Source organism: Arenibacter amylolyticus, assembly GCF_002150785.1.
In the GTDB taxonomy this organism is placed as follows: domain Bacteria; phylum Bacteroidota; class Bacteroidia; order Flavobacteriales; family Flavobacteriaceae; genus Arenibacter; species Arenibacter amylolyticus.
In genome coordinates this window covers 66,984-85,887 of sequence record NZ_MTAZ01000049.1, presented here as the reverse complement: position 1 = coordinate 85,887, position 18,904 = coordinate 66,984, and the positions used below count along the sequence as shown (strand labels likewise).

Annotated in this window: 13 protein-coding genes; 6 read left to right on the top strand and 7 right to left on the bottom strand. The window is 39.6% G+C overall.

The window, feature by feature from the left end:
* Positions 1–156: 156 nt before the first annotated feature.
* The 6 genes from BV214_RS14825 to BV214_RS14800 all read right to left on the bottom strand — a co-directional run bounded on the left by BV214_RS14825 (position 157) and on the right by BV214_RS14800 (position 7,597).
* Positions 157–1,251, bottom strand: coding sequence for an AMP-binding protein (locus tag BV214_RS14825; RefSeq protein WP_086478290.1), 1,095 nt, complete (start codon positions 1,249–1,251; stop codon positions 157–159).
* The gene (locus BV214_RS14820) at positions 1,232–2,194 is read right to left on the bottom strand and encodes a CPBP family intramembrane glutamic endopeptidase (RefSeq protein ID WP_086478289.1); all 963 of its coding nucleotides are present in this window, start codon (positions 2,192–2,194) and stop codon (positions 1,232–1,234) included. The genes BV214_RS14825 and BV214_RS14820 overlap by 20 nt, the downstream gene beginning before the upstream one ends.
* Entirely contained in the window at positions 2,185–3,237 is a 1,053-nt protein-coding gene (gene menC, locus BV214_RS14815) for an o-succinylbenzoate synthase (RefSeq protein ID WP_086478288.1), read from the bottom strand. Before menC ends, BV214_RS14820 begins: the two co-directional genes overlap by 10 nt.
* Positions 3,238–3,655: 418 nt before the next feature.
* A complete protein-coding gene (locus tag BV214_RS14810; protein WP_086478294.1) occupies positions 3,656–4,336 on the bottom strand; it encodes a metal-dependent hydrolase in 681 nt (226 codons plus the stop codon).
* Between the two features lie 23 nt (positions 4,337–4,359).
* Complete coding sequence (locus BV214_RS14805; RefSeq protein WP_245806807.1) at positions 4,360–6,264, bottom strand: sensor histidine kinase; 1,905 nt, start codon at positions 6,262–6,264, stop codon at positions 4,360–4,362.
* Between the two features lie 565 nt (positions 6,265–6,829).
* Positions 6,830–7,597: an XRE family transcriptional regulator gene (locus BV214_RS14800; RefSeq protein WP_086478286.1), complete on the bottom strand. Its 768-nt coding sequence runs from the start codon at positions 7,595–7,597 to the stop codon at positions 6,830–6,832.
* A gap of 330 nt (positions 7,598–7,927) precedes the next feature.
* Here BV214_RS14800 and BV214_RS14790 point away from each other — a divergent pair, with 330 nt between their 5' ends.
* Positions 7,928–8,641 (top strand): TIGR03915 family putative DNA repair protein, encoded by a 714-nt coding sequence (locus BV214_RS14790; RefSeq protein WP_086478284.1) that lies wholly within the window; start codon positions 7,928–7,930, stop codon positions 8,639–8,641.
* Between the two features lie 83 nt (positions 8,642–8,724).
* Here the strand turns inward: BV214_RS14790 and BV214_RS14785 are convergent, their stop codons facing one another.
* Positions 8,725–9,252, bottom strand: coding sequence for a hypothetical protein (locus BV214_RS14785; protein ID WP_086478283.1), 528 nt, complete (start codon positions 9,250–9,252; stop codon positions 8,725–8,727).
* 122 nt (positions 9,253–9,374) lie between these two features.
* On the opposite strand from BV214_RS14785, the gene uvrA reads away from it, so the two are divergent.
* From uvrA to BV214_RS14760, 5 genes are all read left to right on the top strand, one after another.
* Positions 9,375–12,209, top strand: a complete 2,835-nt coding sequence (gene uvrA / locus BV214_RS14780) for an excinuclease ABC subunit UvrA (protein WP_086478282.1) — start codon at positions 9,375–9,377, stop codon at positions 12,207–12,209.
* Between the two features lie 111 nt (positions 12,210–12,320).
* The gene (locus BV214_RS14775) at positions 12,321–13,007 is read left to right on the top strand and encodes an LOG family protein (RefSeq protein ID WP_086478281.1); all 687 of its coding nucleotides are present in this window, start codon (positions 12,321–12,323) and stop codon (positions 13,005–13,007) included.
* 48 nt (positions 13,008–13,055) lie between these two features.
* Positions 13,056–15,866 (top strand): gluzincin family metallopeptidase, encoded by a 2,811-nt coding sequence (locus tag BV214_RS14770; protein WP_245806806.1) that lies wholly within the window; start codon positions 13,056–13,058, stop codon positions 15,864–15,866.
* Positions 15,867–16,029: 163 nt separating this feature from the next.
* Positions 16,030–18,441, top strand: coding sequence for an alpha-ketoacid dehydrogenase subunit alpha/beta (locus tag BV214_RS14765; RefSeq protein WP_086478280.1), 2,412 nt, complete (start codon positions 16,030–16,032; stop codon positions 18,439–18,441).
* Positions 18,442–18,536: 95 nt separating this feature from the next.
* Complete coding sequence (locus tag BV214_RS14760; RefSeq protein ID WP_086478279.1) at positions 18,537–18,899, top strand: DoxX family protein; 363 nt, start codon at positions 18,537–18,539, stop codon at positions 18,897–18,899.
* Positions 18,900–18,904 lie beyond the last annotated feature (5 nt).

The following is an 18,904-nucleotide window of genomic DNA, read 5'->3' as shown; positions in this document are numbered from 1 at the left end:
ATAATAATTCACAATTGCCAAGTATTCAGTTCCAGGTTCAAGAGTTAGCAGGCTTATACCGAACAAATCTCACTACTAAATACTAAACCATTGATAATTGTTAAATGTTAATTGATCACTGAAAAAAACTGCCCACTGACAACTGATTACTGAATACTATAACTCCAAAGCCCGTAATGTTTCTCCCCTATTTACTTTACCGCTGCCTGTTTCAACAAAATTGGGAAGGGTGTAGATTTGCTTAGGCATTTCATATTTATCGAGGGAAGGAATCTTTTTTATTTTCTCTTGTAATATGGAAATATCCTCCTCACCTTCTACCACCAAAACCAATTTTTGTCCCAAAGTGGCATCTGGGATTCCGGTTACAAAGAATCGCTTCGTCAATAGAGTGGATAACTTGAATTCAATTTGTTCCGGCATCAATTTAATCCCACCAGAATTCACCACATTATCAAAGCGGCCCAACCATTCAAATTCGGATTTAGAAAAAAGTCTAACTATATCATTGGTAACAACCTCCTGCTCCGAAACATGGGGTGCTTTTATCACCAAACACCCGCGTTGATCTACAGAAAAGGAAACTTTGGGAAGGGCTTTAAAATTATTGGTTAGATTAGATTCACCCTCATTGACTTTCTTCGTAGTTACTCGCTTTGCGGCAATATGGGTAATGGTCTCCGTCATCCCATAGGTTTCATAGACATGTGTAGGAATTCCGGTCAACTTGGATTTAAGTTCCCCAGACATGGGAGCTCCTCCCACAATTAAAGTGCCTATTCTATCTAAGCTGACCAAAGAGTTTTCTACCTGTAGCGGTACCATGGCCCCAAAATCGTATGCTCCCTTAACGGATTGCATGGGTTGGGCATTGGGTGCTACCAACTGTATCTCCCACCCCAAGACCATGGCTCGGACCAGCATCATTTTACCTGCAATAAATCCTGTGGGCAAGCAATGTAATGCCTTGGTTCCTTCTTCAAGATTAAAGAAAGCACCGGTGGCCAATGCAGAATTGACCATGTGTTTTTTTTCTAGATTTATTTTTTTAGGAATTCCTGTAGATCCAGAGGTATTCACTTGCACAACATTGGAGGCATCCAACCAATCCAGCAAAAAATCACCTATTGCAATTTCATAATCCTCCCCTTCCTTCACCAGGCAATAGGCCTGCTCCAAAAGATCCCGGTGACCATAATGCTTCCCGTTGAGTTTAAACTTAGGGTGAATATTATAATAACTTGGATTCATCTGCTTCCACTAGTTGTAAAATTTCCTTAGACCTCACGTCCCCTGCTAATCGATCCTTCCAATTGGTCCAGCCATATTTCTTGGCAAACACATATAAGAGGATAGGGTAAATCACTAACACCGGCACCAACACATCCCAGCCCAATTCTGGTTCGGAGATATCTCTATAGATAGATTCTGTCTGAAACGCGGTCCAATCTGCCGTCACCAATAAAGCCGTTAGTAAATTATTGGCTGCGTGAAATCCTATAGCCAATTCTAGCCCTTCATCCATCAAGGTGATTATTCCCAAGAAAAATCCAGTCCCAATATAGTAGACCATAATTCCGTAACCCAGTTTTTCCACTTCAGGATTAAAGAGGTGCAAGAGACCAAAAATTAATGAAGTAACCACTAAAGGCACCCACCTCTTACCTGCCAATATACCAATCCCCTGCATTAAATACCCTCGCATAAAATACTCCTCAAAACTGGTCTGCAAGGGAATAAGGAGAATGGCAATAACAGATAGGATTAAAAAAGGTTTGAGGTTAAAATTGAATTCATAATCCTCCGGACTAAGAAAAATATCCAGCCCCAGTATAACGAGTGTAATGCCAGCCCATATGGCAAACGCATATATCACCCGGCTCCAATCTATTTTACTCCTGCTGGTAGTAAGGGATACGATGGATTGTTTATGTAATACTTTCGTTGTAACCAAGGTAGCGACCATCCCGAATGCGAAGGACAATAGCATTAAAAATAAAAACAAGTTACTCCCAAGCAGCTTAGCCATTTCCCCTATATCCGTAGGCATAGTATCTGCTTCCAAGGATTTTAAGATTAAAGCAAATAATAAGGGGATCATCCCAATAACCTGCCAACCAACAAATATGATCAAAACGCCAACTACATACCGCCAAGACTCATGTTTTCCCTTATACCCTTGCTCTATATACATATTTTCTCCAATAATTTTTCGTCCCACTTTACACCTTGCATATATCCTAAATGCCCGTTTTCAACCTTTAAAGGGCTTGGGAAGTTGTTGGTAAATAGACTCCCTGTTCCCAAACCTTGAAGCATACTGCTACCCAAGGTATACGTCCATTGTGCAATAGCATTTAATCCAACATTACTCTCTAGTGCACTCGTAACCCACCATTTAACATTAAGCCTATCGGCAATGGCTATCCACTCTTCACTACCTTTAAATCCGCCTATTAAACTCGGTTTTAAAATTATATACTGCGGACGAATAGTTTGTAGTAATTCTTCTTTCTTTGTTACATCATTAACCCCAATAAGTTCTTCATCCAAAGCAATTGGAATGGGCGTATTACTGCACAATTCTCTCATTTGGACCGTTTGTCCTGCTTTAATGGGCTGCTCTATGGAGTGGATACCATAGGATGCCAATTTTTGCAACTTCTCCATAGCCTGGGAAGGAGTAAATGCTCCGTTTGCGTCTACCCTTAATTCTATTTGATTTTGATCATAAGTCTCACGGATAGAAGCTAGAAGGGCCAATTCCTTCTCGAAGTCAATAGCCCCAATCTTCATTTTAATACATCGGAAACCCTCTTTGAGCTTTTGGGCAATCTGCTGGTGCATAAAGTCCTCATTTCCCATCCAGACCAGTCCATTAATGGGAATAAGCTGCTCTCCTTTGGTAAATTCTGAAGGAAACAAGCCAAACCTGTCGTTAGATTCCAGAGTGAGAAACGCTTGCTCCAATCCAAACTGTATACTGGGGTAGTCCCTAAGGGCTTCCCACAACGCATCTTTTCCTAGGTGGATATTGTTACAGGTCCATTTTAACTTCTCTTCATAGTTAGGAAGGTCGTCCACACTTAATCCCCTTAAGAGGCCGCATTCCCCAATACCAACCTGGCCGTCTTTTTCCAAAATTAAAAACCAGGTCTCTTTTTGGGTCATTATGCCTCTAGAGGTGCCACTGGGTTTCTTAAATTCTAGAATGTATTTATTGTAAGTTGCTTTCATAATCGATAAAGCCAAAATTAACTATCTTTTTCCTATTAGGAGGGAATTATAAGCAGAATCAAAGCTATAGAACCAACGCACCTTTCCTCTCCCCCTCTAATAGATTGATATTGAATTTAATCCCCTTATAAACCAGAACTACAAAGATCTTTATATAACGGTAGGCCAAAACTAAAAGACGGCTTTCCTCCTTAAATCTTCCATAAAAGATTCTTGACTTGCCACTTTATAAGGTAATGACAAAGGTAAAACCGGGGGACAAAACGGAATATTTTTAAGATCTTGTATAGGCATGATTGCAATAAAATAAAAGAACATCCCTAGAGCGTATTGATAGCTATCTCTAAATGGGATGTTCCTAAAAGTTTTACTGAAATGTTGGCGTGTGAAAAAAGTTCTTAAGAACCCTACACACAAATTATACCGAAAGCTCCTCTCCTATTTTTAACAACACCAGTTCTTTTCCTGTATCGGCAAAAGCCTTTTTTGCTTTTTCATGGTCTATTTCGATAAAACCAAAGGTGTCATAGTGATAACCCAGAACCTTATCACAGCCAACATAGTCTGCAGCAATCACGGCATCTTTGGGTCCCATGGTAAAATTATCACCTACTGGTAAGATGGCAAGATCTAGTTTGGCAAATAATGGGATTAGTTTCATATCCATAGTCAAGGCTGTATCTCCCGCAATATAAATGTGCTTATCTTCTGAAGATAATACAAACCCTCCTGGCTGTCCGCCATAAGTTCCATCGGGGAATGAAGAAGTGTGGATTGCATTTACATATTTTAAAACACCGAAATCAAAGTTCCAACTACCACCATGATTCATAGGGTGAACAGCAATGCCTTTGTTCTCGTAATAAGTGGCTATTTCAAAGTTACTAACCACTACGGCCTTGCTTCGTTTAGCAATGGCCTCTACATCCAAAATATGGTCTTGATGAGCATGGGTAACCAGGATATAATCCGGATTTAGCTCATTTACATCAATAATCCCTTTTGCTTTCTCGTTTCCAGATATAAATGGATCCACTAAAAGTGTTTTCCCTGCCACCATAATTTGCAGGGAAGCATGACCTAAAAAAGTAATTTGCATATTAAAGTTGTTTTCATCCAAAGTTATTTAAAATTGAACCAAAAACGAACTCCTTCCGTAGTTTTATCGATATTTAAGGTAGACTGCAACTGATTAACCAGTCGATTCATCAATCGTATTCCCATTGAGGTGTTTTTCTCTAAATCCGTATCCTCTGGCATACCTATCCCATTATCGGAATACTCAAAGTATCCTTGGTCGCCATTTTTGTTTAAATGTATATAGATTTTCTCCCCCTCTCCGTTTATCCCGCCATTGGGAAATGCATATTTAAAGGAGTTGGAAACCAACTCATTTAAGATTAATCCAAACGGAATGGCCCTATCAATATCTAGCTCTACCCCCTCGGCATCGATGGTAATATTGATCGTATGTCCGCCTTTTTTATAGACAGATTGTACACTATTGATAAGACTTTCTATATATCCCTGCATTTCAATAACGGAAAGGTCATCATTTTGATAGAGTTTTTGATGTATCAATGCCATAGCCTTTACCCTACTCTTCCCCTCTTCCAATGCTAGGATTGCCGACTTGCTTCTAGTGTTTTTGGTTTGCAGACTAAGTAGACTTGAGACCATTTGCAGGTTGTTTTTCACTCGATGGTGTATTTCCTTTAACAAGGAATCCTTCTCTACTAGGGAAGCCTCTATAATTTGCTTTTGATCTGCTATAAGCCGCTGATTTTTTATACTTTTTATATAAGCATAAACCAATCCTGCAAAGCCCATTAAAGTGAATATCAGCGAAATAAAGACAATATTAATCCGTTCTTCCTTTGCCTGAAGATCTATTTTGGATTTTTCCAGATCCCGCTTCTGCTCCTCCATCATCTTTTTGGAGTACTCTATTTCCTGCCCGGCAACGGCCGCCAATTGTTGCTTTTTCATGGAAGATTCATTCTTTTTCAACGAATCCCTAATCCTTACATTTCTTTTCAGGTAATCTACAGCGCCTTTATAATCCTTGGTTCGGTCATAATAAGCGGCCAAGAGTCCGTTTCTTCTTAATACATTTTCTACGCTAACTGGTGCAACTACTTTTAGCAGTAATTCTTTCGCTTTTTCAAATTCTTCCTTTTGCAGAAAACAGTCAGATAACTCCAGAGTGTTCATCACTAGTTCCGTGGAATAATTCCCTGTGTTGTACTTTTCAATGGTAGCTATAGAATTTTCCAATAAAGGAATCGCAAGATCAAACTCTTTTAGTCTAGCATAGCACTTCCCTATGTTCCCGTTAATGATTCCTTTTAGTAATTTTCCCTTGTTTAATTCCTGCTCTGTTTTTTGTCTAGTAATATCGATTAAAAAAATCGTTATAAAGCCCTCTGCCTTTTTATAATAGGTGAGCGCTGTGGGAGTAGACATATCTAACATTAAATAGGTCCCTACATTATTATGATACTCTGCCTGACCATAATAATCGTGCTCCTCTAGAGTTTTCAGGGTCTCCTTTATATAATCGTCCATCGCCTTTCTATGCAAGCCCAAATTGGAATAGATATCGTAAAACACTACCTTATCGGAAAGCCCTAACTCCCTTTTCTCGTTCCGAATATCAAATTGACGATCGTATAAGCCTAGTTTCGCATAGTTATCGTCTATTAAACTGAGCAATACGCTTTTAAATTTAACATCCATCCCTTCCCACTCCTCATACAGTTCATGGGCGATTGCCACACTTTTACTATAATCGCCTAGATCATAAAATAACTGCGCCTGCATTATTCGATACTTCATGAAACTTAGGGAATCATTGACCTTTAGGGCATTGCTTTGGTACTTATTCACCATTGCCTGCCAGTCATAAGCAGAATTCTTTACGTAACGATTAGAGGTATTGAAAAAGTACTGAAATCTTTCATCGGCTTTTTCCAATTCCTGAAATTCCTTGAGAAAATGGGGCTCTGCCACTGTATCTTGTGCCATGGCCAGCCACCCATTTAGGAAGCACAATGTAAAAACCAACAATTTATTACTTACAGACTTTATCATTTTCAAAGTTGAGCATCTCACTAAATTAATCCATACCCACACCCTCCTTAATCAAGGGAATGTTACTAAAGCATGAAGTTATATACCAACGTAAAAGTAGAAGCATTGTTGCGAAGATGAAGTCCACAATAACAAATCTATTATCTAGAACCTAGTTGCACTAAGCAATTATGGCTGAAGTCTTTGGCTGCTGTAAAGTATTAAAAAATCACCTGACCCACAACACAGGTCCCACAACTCACCAAAATATAGTTAACAACCTAATAATCATCCGTGCTAACAATGTAAAAAAAGGCAATACAAATAATTTGCAATGCCTTTCGATATAAGTAACATGATAAGATTTGGGATCTTTTATCGGTAGCTAATTTAAACTTTTTGGTTTATACAGCTTTTATATTGTTGTGTAATCCCAATAATTTGTGGTGTATGCCTTATTTGGCATATTTTAAGGGGTTTGGACTGCATTTAAAACGGAAGGTCAAGTAGCATTTTTCCATTAATTATTCACCCTTCTAATCTGACTTTTTAATTCCTCCATGGATTCCTGTAATTGTCGCAGCAGTCCATTTTCGGAGGTAGCGTCTACACCAAAGGTTATTTTACTGCCAACCTGCCACAATTCCTGTATCTGATTGGTCTTAACACGATAGGGAGGATAATTTTCATTTAAGGAGATAAGGGCCATCTCTGTGGGATCTGGAGTTCTTTCGAGTTTCTTAACCAAAACGGCATCATACAAGACCACCACATAAATTTTATTTGGACTAACATCTTCCAGGCCTTCAACGGCTTTTGCGAGCACCCACTCCCCTGGTCTTAAATTAGGCAACATACTGTCCCCTTCGACTTGAAAACCTCGATAGGTTGCGTTTCTGAATTCGGGAAGAGGAATGTCAAAGGCCGGTAGCTGCTTATACCAACTTGTATCCTGTATGTTTTGAGGGTAACCTGCGGCAGCTTTTGCATTTACCAATACCATATTTTCATTATCTGAAGCATCAACGGTCACAACTTTTGGCATAACACTACTGTTGGCAGGAGATAAATGCCTGTTATTGCTTTCTCCAAACAACCACAATGGATTAACGTTGAATTGTTTAAGGAGTTGAGCCACCACGGTCCCTGATAACTTGGTTCTACCACGTTCTATATCGGCAGTGGTATTGGAAACTCCCAATAACTTGGCAAATTCTGCCTGGGTAAAGCCTAGTTCCCTACGTAATTCTGTAAATCGTTTTATAGCAATCTCTGCATTATCGTTCATATCCCAAGATTTTAATTAACACTCCCACAAAGGATTATGCTTCCTAGGCGGATCTATTATTTTCAAATATACATAATTTGGAGTATATCCAATAGAATTTTTGGATTATTTCCATTTTTAGGAAAAATTCCATATATTTGGAATAACTGCAACATTATGGAGCTTATAATTTTGGAGATTTCAATAAAGATATGGATGCTATACCCTTCCGTAAAGGAAGCCCACTCCTAAGAAGATAGCCCTAAAAGGGTCTTGTGATTAGCCAAGAGGTAAAGTAGATTCAATACAAGGAAATGAAAGATAATTATAAATCAATATATTGGAACAAGTATGGAAAATGCAAAAATCTTACGATACGATGGAAGCTTCAATGGATTCCTATGTGCCATATATCGGGCCTTTGAAACGAAGATAAAGGTCATCGACATTCAAACAGCCAACGAATCGCAAAATGGGTTGTTTACAGAAACCGTAACCATTGTTACAGATTTGGATATAGCCCAGCGTGTATGGACCGGAATACGGAACAAGAACAATGGGGCCATCAAAACCGTTTATTTTTCTTTTTTAAGCGAAATTAAGGGGGTAGAACTGCTACTTTACAAGTATATCTGTTCACTCTACCGAACGCTTTCCAAGGAGGAGCTGGAAGAATTACATGCCATAAATGTAAAGCTCTATCAGTATACAGGGATGGTTGCTAGGGAGAAACTCCGAATTGAGTCTAGCGCAAAATTCGGAGTTTCTAAGGATTCAGTTTACTTCTCTGTAGTGGAGCCACACTATAATGTAATACCCTTGATTTCTAGATACTACCGATTAAAGTTTCCGCAAACAGAATTTGTTATCTACGATCGCAAAAGACAACTTGCCCTCTACAACAATCTGGAAAAAACACAGATTCTTCAGCGAGATCTTTCACAACTCCATTACAAAGGATCCCTTCCTAAAACCAACCTAAGATCCCTGCTCAACAACAAACTTTTTGTACAAGAAAATACGCCCAGCACCACTTCTTATATCCGGGCAAAAACTGCCGTCTAACAAGCTTCTGTAAGGTTGGTACCTACAATTCCTAAATTATGCTAGGACCATTGTAATATTTCCGTTGTTTTAGCCATACGAAACTATTTACTTTTAGCTCCCACAAATTGATCGCTTTGATTCTTAAACAATACATTAAAAGTTGTTAGACTACCATAAATACGGGTGATATATTGCTGTAGATCTATCTTTTCCTGATCATGCAATTTGGAATTACTATTGATTTTCTGCTCCATAACCCTTACACGATCTCTTACCATCACTATCTTATGAAAAAAAGTATCCATGGGAATTTCTTTTTCCGATAAGTTGGCATCCCCTGGTTTTAATACGATAGATCCACCTTTCCATTTATCCGCAATTGGGGTTACCGAACTTATGTCGCTCCATTTTCTAAGAATCTGAATTAACGATTGCTCCACTTCTGAAAAACTGATGGAATCTACTTCCCCCTCTAGTGACTCAATAATTTCGAAATCTGAATCTATGGCTATAGTTTCCAATCCGCTATCCATAAATGTCACCCAATAATGCTGGGAGGTGACGTTGGTCACCACTCCTTTCCCATGTTCCTTATGATTTATTCGCGATCCTATACCTAGTATTTGCATATGCTATTTTGTTTTTATTTGACACGCTAATTTATGGCTAAGCCCTTACATAACAAAAAACTAAATTAGTGCGTCTTCATTATTAATGGTCATTGTCGTAACTTCGCGTTTTGATTATACGAATGATGGCATACGAAGAAAATATTGAGGTTCAGGGAGCTCGGGTGCACAACCTTAAAAATATAGATGTTACTATCCCAAGGGAAAAACTGGTGGTAATTACCGGTCTCTCGGGCAGTGGGAAATCATCCTTAGCCTTCGACACCATTTATGCGGAAGGACAACGAAGGTATATAGAAACGTTTTCTGCTTATGCACGACAATTTTTAGGGGGACTGGAGCGACCGGACGTGGATAAGATTGACGGACTTTCACCTGTTATCGCCATAGAGCAAAAAACCACTTCTAAATCTCCTAGGTCTACAGTTGGCACCATTACCGAAATTTATGATTTCCTGAGACTGCTATATGCAAGGGCTAGCGACGCCTATAGCTTCAATACTGGGGAAAAGATGGTGAGTTATGATGATGCACAGATTAAAGATCTCATTATAAGCACCTACATGGACAAGCGAGTTAACATTCTAGCTCCAGTAGTAAGATCTAGAAAGGGGCATTATAGAGAGTTATTTGAGCAAATTGCCAAGCAGGGCTTTGTAAAAGTAAGGGTCAATGGGGAAATAAAGGATATTGTAAAGGGTATGAAAGTAGACCGTTACAAGACCCATGACATCGAAATTGTAATAGACCGACTTAAAATTGTACCCAGTCCAGATTTAGACAAACGGCTTTCCGAATCCATTAATACGGCCATGTACAGTGGGGACAATATTTTAATGGTTCTGGAGGAAGGCACCCAAGAACCTCGTTATTTTAGCAGGGATCTAATGTGCCCCACCACAGGAATTTCTTATCCTGCGCCTGAACCAAACACATTTTCATTTAACTCCCCAAAGGGAATGTGTCCGGATTGCAATGGTTTGGGCAATGTTTATGAGGTAAACGAAAATAAAATTTTCCCTAACAAAAAGCTATCGATTATCGCTGGAGGTATAGCCCCCTTGGGACCTTATAAAAAATCATGGGCTTTTAAACAGATAGAGATTATTGCACAACGCTATCAGTTTAAGTTGGACGATCCCATTGCAACCATACCGGAAGAAGCTATTAAAATATTACTCTATGGTGGCAAAGAGAGTTTTGAGGTAGATTCTAAAGCACTTGGTGTAAAAAGACAGTACAAGATAGATTATGAAGGGATATCGCATTTCATAAAAAATCAATTCCACGAAGCCAGTTCCACCAGCATTAAACGGTGGGCGAAGGAGTATATGGATAAGATTAAATGCCCAACATGCGAGGGAACACGGTTAAAACAAGCTTCCTTAAATTTTAAGATAGACAACAAGAATATTTCCCAGTTATCTAATTGGGACATTTCTGAGTTAGCGGAGTTTTTCCAGAATTTAGAATCTAGACTCACAAACAAGCAATTAAAGATTGCCGAAGAGGTAATTAAGGAAATTAGAGTCAGGATTCAATTCTTATTGGATGTAGGCCTAAATTACCTTTCCTTAAACCGAAGTAGTAAGTCATTATCCGGAGGAGAGGCTCAACGTATCCGATTGGCCACCCAAATTGGGTCTCAGCTGGTGGGCGTACTCTATATATTGGACGAGCCTAGCATTGGATTACACCAAAGGGACAATGAACGCTTAATACAATCCTTGGAATCCCTAAGAGATATTGGGAATTCGGTTATTGTAGTAGAACACGACCGGGACATGATAGAACGTGCAGACCATGTAATAGATATTGGTCCAAAGGCGGGGAGACACGGGGGTGAAATAATTTCCGAAGGAAGCCCTGCAGACCTTAAAAACCATCATACCCTCACAGCTTCCTACATTTCTGGAGAGCTAAGCATAGCGGTTCCTGGGACTAGGCGACCTGGCAATGGAAAGTCAATCAAACTTACGGGATGTACTGGGAATAATCTTAAAAACATTTCGGTTGAATTCCCCTTGGGAAAAATGATAGGCGTTACCGGAGTTTCGGGAAGTGGGAAGTCTACCCTCATCAGTGAAACCCTATATCCCATCCTAAACGCGCATTATTTTAATGGGGTAAAAAAACCAATGCCCTATAAAAAAATTAGTGGCCTGGAGCATATAGACAAGGTGATAGACATAAACCAGTCTCCCATAGGCCGTACCCCTAGATCTAATCCTGCTACCTATACGGGGGTGTTTAGCGAAATTAGATCCTTGTTTGCCAAGACACAAGAAGCTGCCATAAGGGGCTATAAGCCAGGCAGATTTAGTTTTAATGTGAAAGGCGGGCGTTGCGAAACTTGTAAGGGTGGAGGATTGCGTGTCATTGAAATGAACTTTTTGCCAGACGTTTATGTAGATTGTGAAACATGCTATGGCAAACGTTTTAATAGAGAGACCTTGGAGATTAGATACAAGGGAAAATCCATTGCAGATGTCCTTGAAATGACAATCAATGAATCGGTAGACTTTTTTGAAAACATTCCTAAAATCCATCGAAAATTAAAAACAATTCAGGATGTAGGCCTAGGTTATATTTCCTTGGGCCAACAATCTACCACCTTGTCTGGAGGAGAGGCGCAACGGATAAAGTTGGCTACGGAGTTATCCAAAAAAGATACCGGAAATACGTTTTACATCTTAGATGAACCCACTACCGGATTACATTTTGAGGATATCAGGGTACTGATGGATGTTTTAAACAAGCTAGTAGACCATGGCAATACCGTATTGATTATAGAACACAATATGGATGTTATAAAAATGATGGACTATATTATAGACATAGGCCATGAAGGAGGCAAAAAAGGAGGAATGGTAGTCGCTAAAGGAACCCCGGAAGAAGTGGCGATGGATAAGAAAAGTCATACTTCCAAGTATCTTAGAAAAGAATTAGGTTTGTAATTTTAACAGGTTTACCGGCCACAAAATTCGCCTTCCCAACAAAAGTTTGCTTGGGCTAGGGATTTTTAGCACATTTGGTAAACTATAACACAGTTTGATTTATTAAATATTATGAGAAAAGAACAACATCATAAAGGGTGGAATGAAATAAAGACCAACGATTCATGGGCCCTATTTAAAATAATGGGCGAATTTGTAAATGGATTTGAAAAAATGAGTGCGATTGGCCCATGTGTTTCCATTTTTGGATCTGCCAGAACAAAACCAGGGGATCCCATCTACGAGTTAGCCGTTAAGGTATCCAAACGGATTTCTGAGGCTGGTTATGGAATCATCACTGGAGGTGGCCCTGGGATTATGGAAGCCGGGAATAAAGGTGCTCATTTAGCCGGTGGTACTTCGGTGGGATTAAATATTGATCTTCCCTTTGAACAACACGACAACCCTTATATTGATAATGATAAAAGTTTAGATTTCGATTACTTTTTTGTTCGCAAAGTGATGTTTGTAAAGTATTCTCAAGGATTTGTGGTTATGCCAGGCGGATTTGGCACCTTAGACGAGCTTTTTGAGGCCATCACCCTAATACAGACCAATAAAATTGAGAAATTCCCAATTATTTTGGTCGGAAAAGAGTTTTGGAGTGGATTAATCGATTGGATTAAATCTTCCATGCTAGAAATAGGAAATATTAGTCCAACCGACCTAGATCTGATTAAAATTGTGGACACGGAAGAGGAAGTAGTAGATATTATTGATGCTTTTTACAAAGGCAACCTACTTACCCCCAACTTTTAAATTCCACCTTGCTTGAAGAATTTGTCAAAGAATACAACATATGCCCTTGTGATTGTATTATTATCCTGGTGCTATCTGGGGTACTCCCAGCATAGCAACAGGATAATAGCATCGTTGGATGAAGCAACAAATGTAATCAGCATCCAGCAAGAAATTAATTATTACAATCAATCCAAAGACACTCTAAACACCCTTTATTTCAATGATTGGGCAAGTGCTTATGCCGACAAGAATACGGTATTGGCCAAAAGATTTGCTGAAGAGTTTAAAAAAAGCCTGCATTTGGCAAAAGCGGAAGAACGGGGATACACTACCATCATCAGTGCGGTAGATTATGACCATCTGGGGTTAACTTGGGAGCATTCACCTGCCCGAGACATTGTAAGGATAGATCTAAATACCCCCTTGCCACCAGAAACGTCGCTTCAATTTTTTATTACCTACAAGGTTAAATTACCCCCCAATAAATTTACCCCATATGGGTATAGCAACCTCCGGGAATACTTTTTAAAAGATTGGTATTTAACCCCAGCAGTATATGATGGGGAATGGCATCTGTATTCCAACAAAAACTTGGAAGATCTCTATACCGAAATCACCAATACTACCATTACATTTACTTTTCCCAAGGATCTCTATCTAGTCTCCAATTTTCACACTTCCCAAAAATCCACCCAAGGCAATATGCAAACGCATACCCTAATAGGTACGGATCAAAAGGGTGGTGAGCTAATTATTGTTCCAAACCGACGTTTCACCAAGCATGTAACCCCAGGGCTAACGTTTATTACGGATTTAGAATCTATTAATTACGATGAAATATCCGCTGGAATTTCTATCAACCGCATCTCCAGTTTCCTTCAGGAAAGTCTCGGGGAATTTCCCCATAAACAATTATTGGTTAGTGAATGGGATTATGACAAGGAACCCCTATATGGTATAAATCAATTGCCAAAATTTATCAGACCCTACGAGGAGCAGTTTCAGTTTGAAATGAAATTTCTGAAAACAGCCCTCAACAGCTTCCTAAAGGAGACCATGTACCTTGATCCCCGAAAAGAAAAATGGGTAACAGACGCCATTACGAATTATCTGATGATTAATTTTGTAGAGCAACATTATCCAGATCAAAAATTACTGGGAAAACTATCGGGAATTTGGGGTATTCGAAACTTTCATCTAGCTAAGATGGGATTTAACGAACAGTATCCGTTATTGCATATGTTATCTGCCAGAAGAAATGTAGACCAAGCATTAACCACCCCCAATGATTCCCTAATCAAATTCAACCAAAAAATAGCGAACCGGTACAAAGCAGGTTTAGGTTTGGCCTATTTAGCGGATTATACCGGTAAAAAGAAAGTAGACCAAAGTGTTAGAGAATTTTATGAATACTATAAGTTAAAGGAATCCACCGCAGCCGATTTTAAATTTATGGTAGTAGAAAATTCGGATAAGGATATCAATTGGTTTTTTGACGAATATGTGTCCACCACCAAAAAAATAGATTTCAAGATTAAAAGGGTCAACAGAAGTGGCGACAGCTTAGCGGTGACCTTAAAAAACAAACAAGGGACTAATGTCCCCATTTCCTTATTTGGCATTAGAAATGATTCCGTAATCTCACAATATTGGTTTACCGATATCACCGACGAAAAAACGCTGTATATTCCCTATAAGGCCGAAGAGCGTTTGGTATTAAACTATGACCAAACCATTCCAGAATTTAACCAACGCGATAATTGGAAATCCCTTAATGGCTTTTTTTCCAGCAATAAACGGTTAAAACTTCAATTCTTTAAAGATGCGGAAGACCCGTACTTTAATCAGGTGTTTTATGTTCCTGTAATAGGATTCAACAAATATGACGGACTCTCTCCGGGAATGCGCCTTCACAATAAGACTTTATTAGAGCGACCCTTTGTATTTGATGTAGCTCCTTCCTATGCTCCCAACGAAAAAACCTTTGTGGGGTACGGAAGTTTTAACTTTAGACAATATCACGGGAAAAGTGGACTATACGTTACCAATTACTCCTTAAGGGGATATACCAGCCACTACCAAAAAAATTCGCGCTACACCACCCTAAGCCCCAGCATAGGCTTTGGATGGAGGCCAGATAACTTACTACTAAACAAACGCAACACCCTAGTATTAAGATCCGTCAATGTGTTTAGGACCAGAGACAGCAGTCTGGACAATATAGATTTTGAGACGGATCCAGATTACAATGTACTGAATGCAAAGTATACCCATACTACCAATAACATTCTTAACTATCTATCGTGGTCCCTAGACGCACAGCAATCCAATCTGTTTACCAAGTTGGCCTACGAAATGGAATACCGCAAGCTATTTCAGAATAACACACAATTTAATATACGATTCTTTGCAGGGAAATTTTTGAGAAACAAAACCGCTGGCAGCTCAGATTTCTTTAGTTTTTCATTGGATCGGCCTACAGATTATCTTTTTGACTATAATTATTTGGGAAGATCTGAAGGGACGGGGATTTATAGCCAACAAATCATTGTTGCTGAAGGAGGGTTTAAATCAAAATTTGAGAATCCATTTGCCAATGATTGGATGGCCACCATAAATTCCAGTGTCAACCTTTGGAGATGGGTAGAGCTCTATGGAGACCTTGGTATGTTAAAAAACAGAGGTATAAAAGAACAATTTGTTTATGATACCGGCGTGCGGCTAAACCTGTTAACCGATTACTTTGAACTCTATTTCCCTGTATACTCTAGCAATGGATGGGAAATTGCCCAACCCAATTACGATCAAAAAATAAGATTCGTCATCACCTTTAGTCCGCGTACACTAACCGGACTATTTACAAGGAAATGGTTTTAAATCATTGCCATATTCTTAGTTTGAGCGAATTTTATTGAGATATTGATAACAAATATTTTTACAATTCCCTAAATGTTAGGGAATTATTAAGAGGTATCGAATTTTATTGGTTGCAAAACCCATAATGATTTGATACTTTTGCGTAAAACCATGTATATCCAAAATGAAGATAGATTCCGAAACCAGCAGCGATATTTCTTTTGATGATTTTCAAATTCAAATTCTAAAGGATTACGAAATTGCAATTACCAGCAGGGAGTGTAGCTTATTGGGAAGAAGGGAAGTACTGACCGGAAAGGCCAAGTTTGGTATTTTTGGTGATGGGAAGGAGCTACCGCAACTCGCCATGGCGCGTTCCTTTAGGGATGGTGATTTTAGAAGTGGATATTACCGGGACCAAACGTTTATGATGGCCTTGGGACTTCTTTCCCCAAAACAGTTCTTCCACGGTCTTTATGCCACTACCGATATCACCAAGGACCCCATGAGTGCTGGAAGGCAAATGGGCGGACACTTTACTACCTTCAGTTTAAATGAAGATGGTACTTGGAAAAACCTAACTCAACAAAAAAATAGTAGTGCGGATATATCTTGTACCTCGGGCCAGATGCCCCGCCTATTAGGTTTGGCACAAGCCTCTAAGATCTATAGGAATGTTAAAGGCATCAATAGCGATCGGTTTTCAGTAAATGGAAATGAAGTTGCATGGGGTACCATAGGAAACGCTAGTACCAGTGAGGGAGCTTTCTTTGAAACAATAAATGCTGCAGGGGTATTACAAGTACCCATGGTGATTAGTATTTGGGATGATGAGTACGGTATTTCCGTCCATGCCAAACACCAAACAACCAAAGAGGACATCTCCAAGATTTTAGCTGGTTTCCAACGAGATAAGAAGGATGATGGATATGAAATTATCAAGGTAAAGGGTTGGGATTACACCGCACTGATTCACGCTTATGAAAATGCTGCGGATATAGCTAGGGAACAACACGTTCCTGTGATTATCCATGTTACTGAACTTACCCAACCACAGGGACATTCCACTTCCGGATCTCACGAACGATATAAAAGTGAGGACCGATTAACCTGGGAAAGGGAAAACGATTGCAACAAGCGATACCGTGAATGGATCCTTGCCAATAAGATTGCCACAGAAGAAGAATTACAGGCACTTGAAAAGAATATTAAAAGACAGGTGCGGTCTGCGAGAAAGGAAGCATGGGAAGAATTCCTTTCCCCACACAAGGAACATAAGAAAACCTTGGTAAACCTATTAAACAATGTTGCCAATACTAGCCCCAATAAAAACTTTATAGCCAAGCTAAAAAACGATTTGATTGCCAAGGAAGAGCCCATTAAAAAAGACTTGGCATCTACGGCAAGAAGAGCCATGCGCTATTTGTTAGGTGAAACAAGCGAAGAGAAGGAAGCTTTAGCTAGATGGACCGACAGTTTTCTGGAAGAATCCCAGGCTAAGTTTAGCACCTTCCTCTACAATGAGCAAGAAAATAGTGCCCTTCATGTTCCTGAAGTAAAACCCACCTACGATCCAGACCCTATAGCGGTAGATGGCCGGGTTATTCTACGGGACAACTTTGATCACTTGTTTGATAAATATCCGGAAGCATTGATTTTCGGGGAAGATACTGGAGCCATTGGGGATGTAAACCAAGGCTTGGAAGGTCTACAGAAAAAATATGGCAAACTTAGGGTTGCAGATACCGGCATTAGGGAGGCAACCATAATAGGCCAAGGAATAGGAATGGCCATGAGAGGACTACGTCCTATTGCCGAGATTCAATATTTAGATTATATATTCTATGCCCTTTATACCCTAACGGACGACCTAGCCACCCTACTTTACCGAACCGTGGGCAAACAACGCGCTCCGTTAATTGTTCGGACTAGGGGACATAGGCTAGAAGGTATATGGCATTCTGGGTCACAAATGGGCGGATTGATCCATTTATTAAGAGGCATGTATATTCTAACACCAAGGAACATGACCAAAGCGGCTGGCTTTTACAATACCTTAATGAAAGGTAATGAACCTGCCCTATTAATTGAAAGCCTTAATGGGTACCGCCTAAAGGAGGACAAACCCAACAACCTAGGAGAACTTTGCACTCCCATTGGCGTGGTGGAAACCGTAAAGGAAGGAAACGATATTACCCTACTCTCCTATGGATCTACCTTGCGTATTGTTATGCAAGTTGCCATAGAGCTCCAAGAGGTAGGAATAGATGCCGAAGTGATAGATGCACAAAGCTTACTGCCTTTTGATCTGGGCCAAGACATGCTTAAAAGTATTAAAAAAACCAATCGACTATTGGTGATCGACGAGGACGTCCCAGGTGGTTGTTCTGCCTATCTAATCCACGAAATTGTAGAGAAGCAGGGGGCTTATCAATATTTGGACAGTGCCCCACAAACTCTCACTGCTAAGCCCCATAGGCCGGCATACGCTACGGATGGGGATTATTTCTCCAAACCAAATGGGGAGGATATTTTTGAAAAGGTCTATTCCATCATGCGGGAAACCAACCCTAATAAATTTCCGAAATTAAGATAGTCATCCCTTGTTTGGGATAATTTTAGAAGAAACCTTAGTTTTTTATGAACATTTAATTATTTTTAGTCCGAAATAACCTAAACTAAAGTCCCCCAATGAAAGATTTTGGCCTATTACTATTACGAGTTGGTTTCGCTGTATTAATGCTAACTCACGGAATCCCTAAATTTCTTAAACTTATTCAAGGTAATTTTGAGTTTGGTGACCCCTTGGGAATCGGAGCTGCCCCCTCCCTGGTTTTAGCCGTCATCGGGGAGTTTATTTGCCCTATTCTAGTTATTATAGGTATTAGAACCCGTTGGGCCACCGTACCTACCATAATAACTATGTTGGTAGCCTTATTAATTGTGCACGCCCAAGATCCCTTATCGGTAAAGGAAAAAGCACTTCTCTTCTTGGTAGGCTTTGGCAGTATTTTACTATTGGGTCCGGGGAAGTTCAGTTTGGATAAAAGATAGCCATA

Excerpts from the sequence above, each read along its gene's own strand:
- BV214_RS14810 (WP_086478294.1), bottom strand. The coding sequence starts at position 4,336 with ATGCAAATTACTTTTTTAGGTCATGCTTCCCTGCAAATTATGGTGGCA.
- BV214_RS14825 (WP_086478290.1), bottom strand. The coding sequence starts at position 1,251 with ATGAATCCAAGTTATTATAATATTCACCCTAAGTTTAAACTCAACGGG.
- BV214_RS14775 (WP_086478281.1), top strand. The coding sequence starts at position 12,321 with ATGAGAAAAGAACAACATCATAAAGGGTGGAATGAAATAAAGACCAAC.
- BV214_RS14805 (WP_245806807.1), bottom strand. The coding sequence starts at position 6,264 with ATGGCACAAGATACAGTGGCAGAGCCCCATTTTCTCAAGGAATTTCAG.
- BV214_RS14760 (WP_086478279.1), top strand. The coding sequence starts at position 18,537 with ATGAAAGATTTTGGCCTATTACTATTACGAGTTGGTTTCGCTGTATTA.
- menC (WP_086478288.1), bottom strand. The coding sequence starts at position 3,237 with ATGAAAGCAACTTACAATAAATACATTCTAGAATTTAAGAAACCCAGT.
- BV214_RS14785 (WP_086478283.1), bottom strand. The coding sequence starts at position 9,252 with ATGCAAATACTAGGTATAGGATCGCGAATAAATCATAAGGAACATGGG.
- BV214_RS14765 (WP_086478280.1), top strand. The coding sequence starts at position 16,030 with ATGAAGATAGATTCCGAAACCAGCAGCGATATTTCTTTTGATGATTTT.
- uvrA (WP_086478282.1), top strand. The coding sequence starts at position 9,375 with ATGATGGCATACGAAGAAAATATTGAGGTTCAGGGAGCTCGGGTGCAC.
- BV214_RS14820 (WP_086478289.1), bottom strand. The coding sequence starts at position 2,194 with ATGTATATAGAGCAAGGGTATAAGGGAAAACATGAGTCTTGGCGGTAT.
- BV214_RS14800 (WP_086478286.1), bottom strand. The coding sequence starts at position 7,597 with ATGAACGATAATGCAGAGATTGCTATAAAACGATTTACAGAATTACGT.
- BV214_RS14790 (WP_086478284.1), top strand. The coding sequence starts at position 7,928 with ATGGAAAATGCAAAAATCTTACGATACGATGGAAGCTTCAATGGATTC.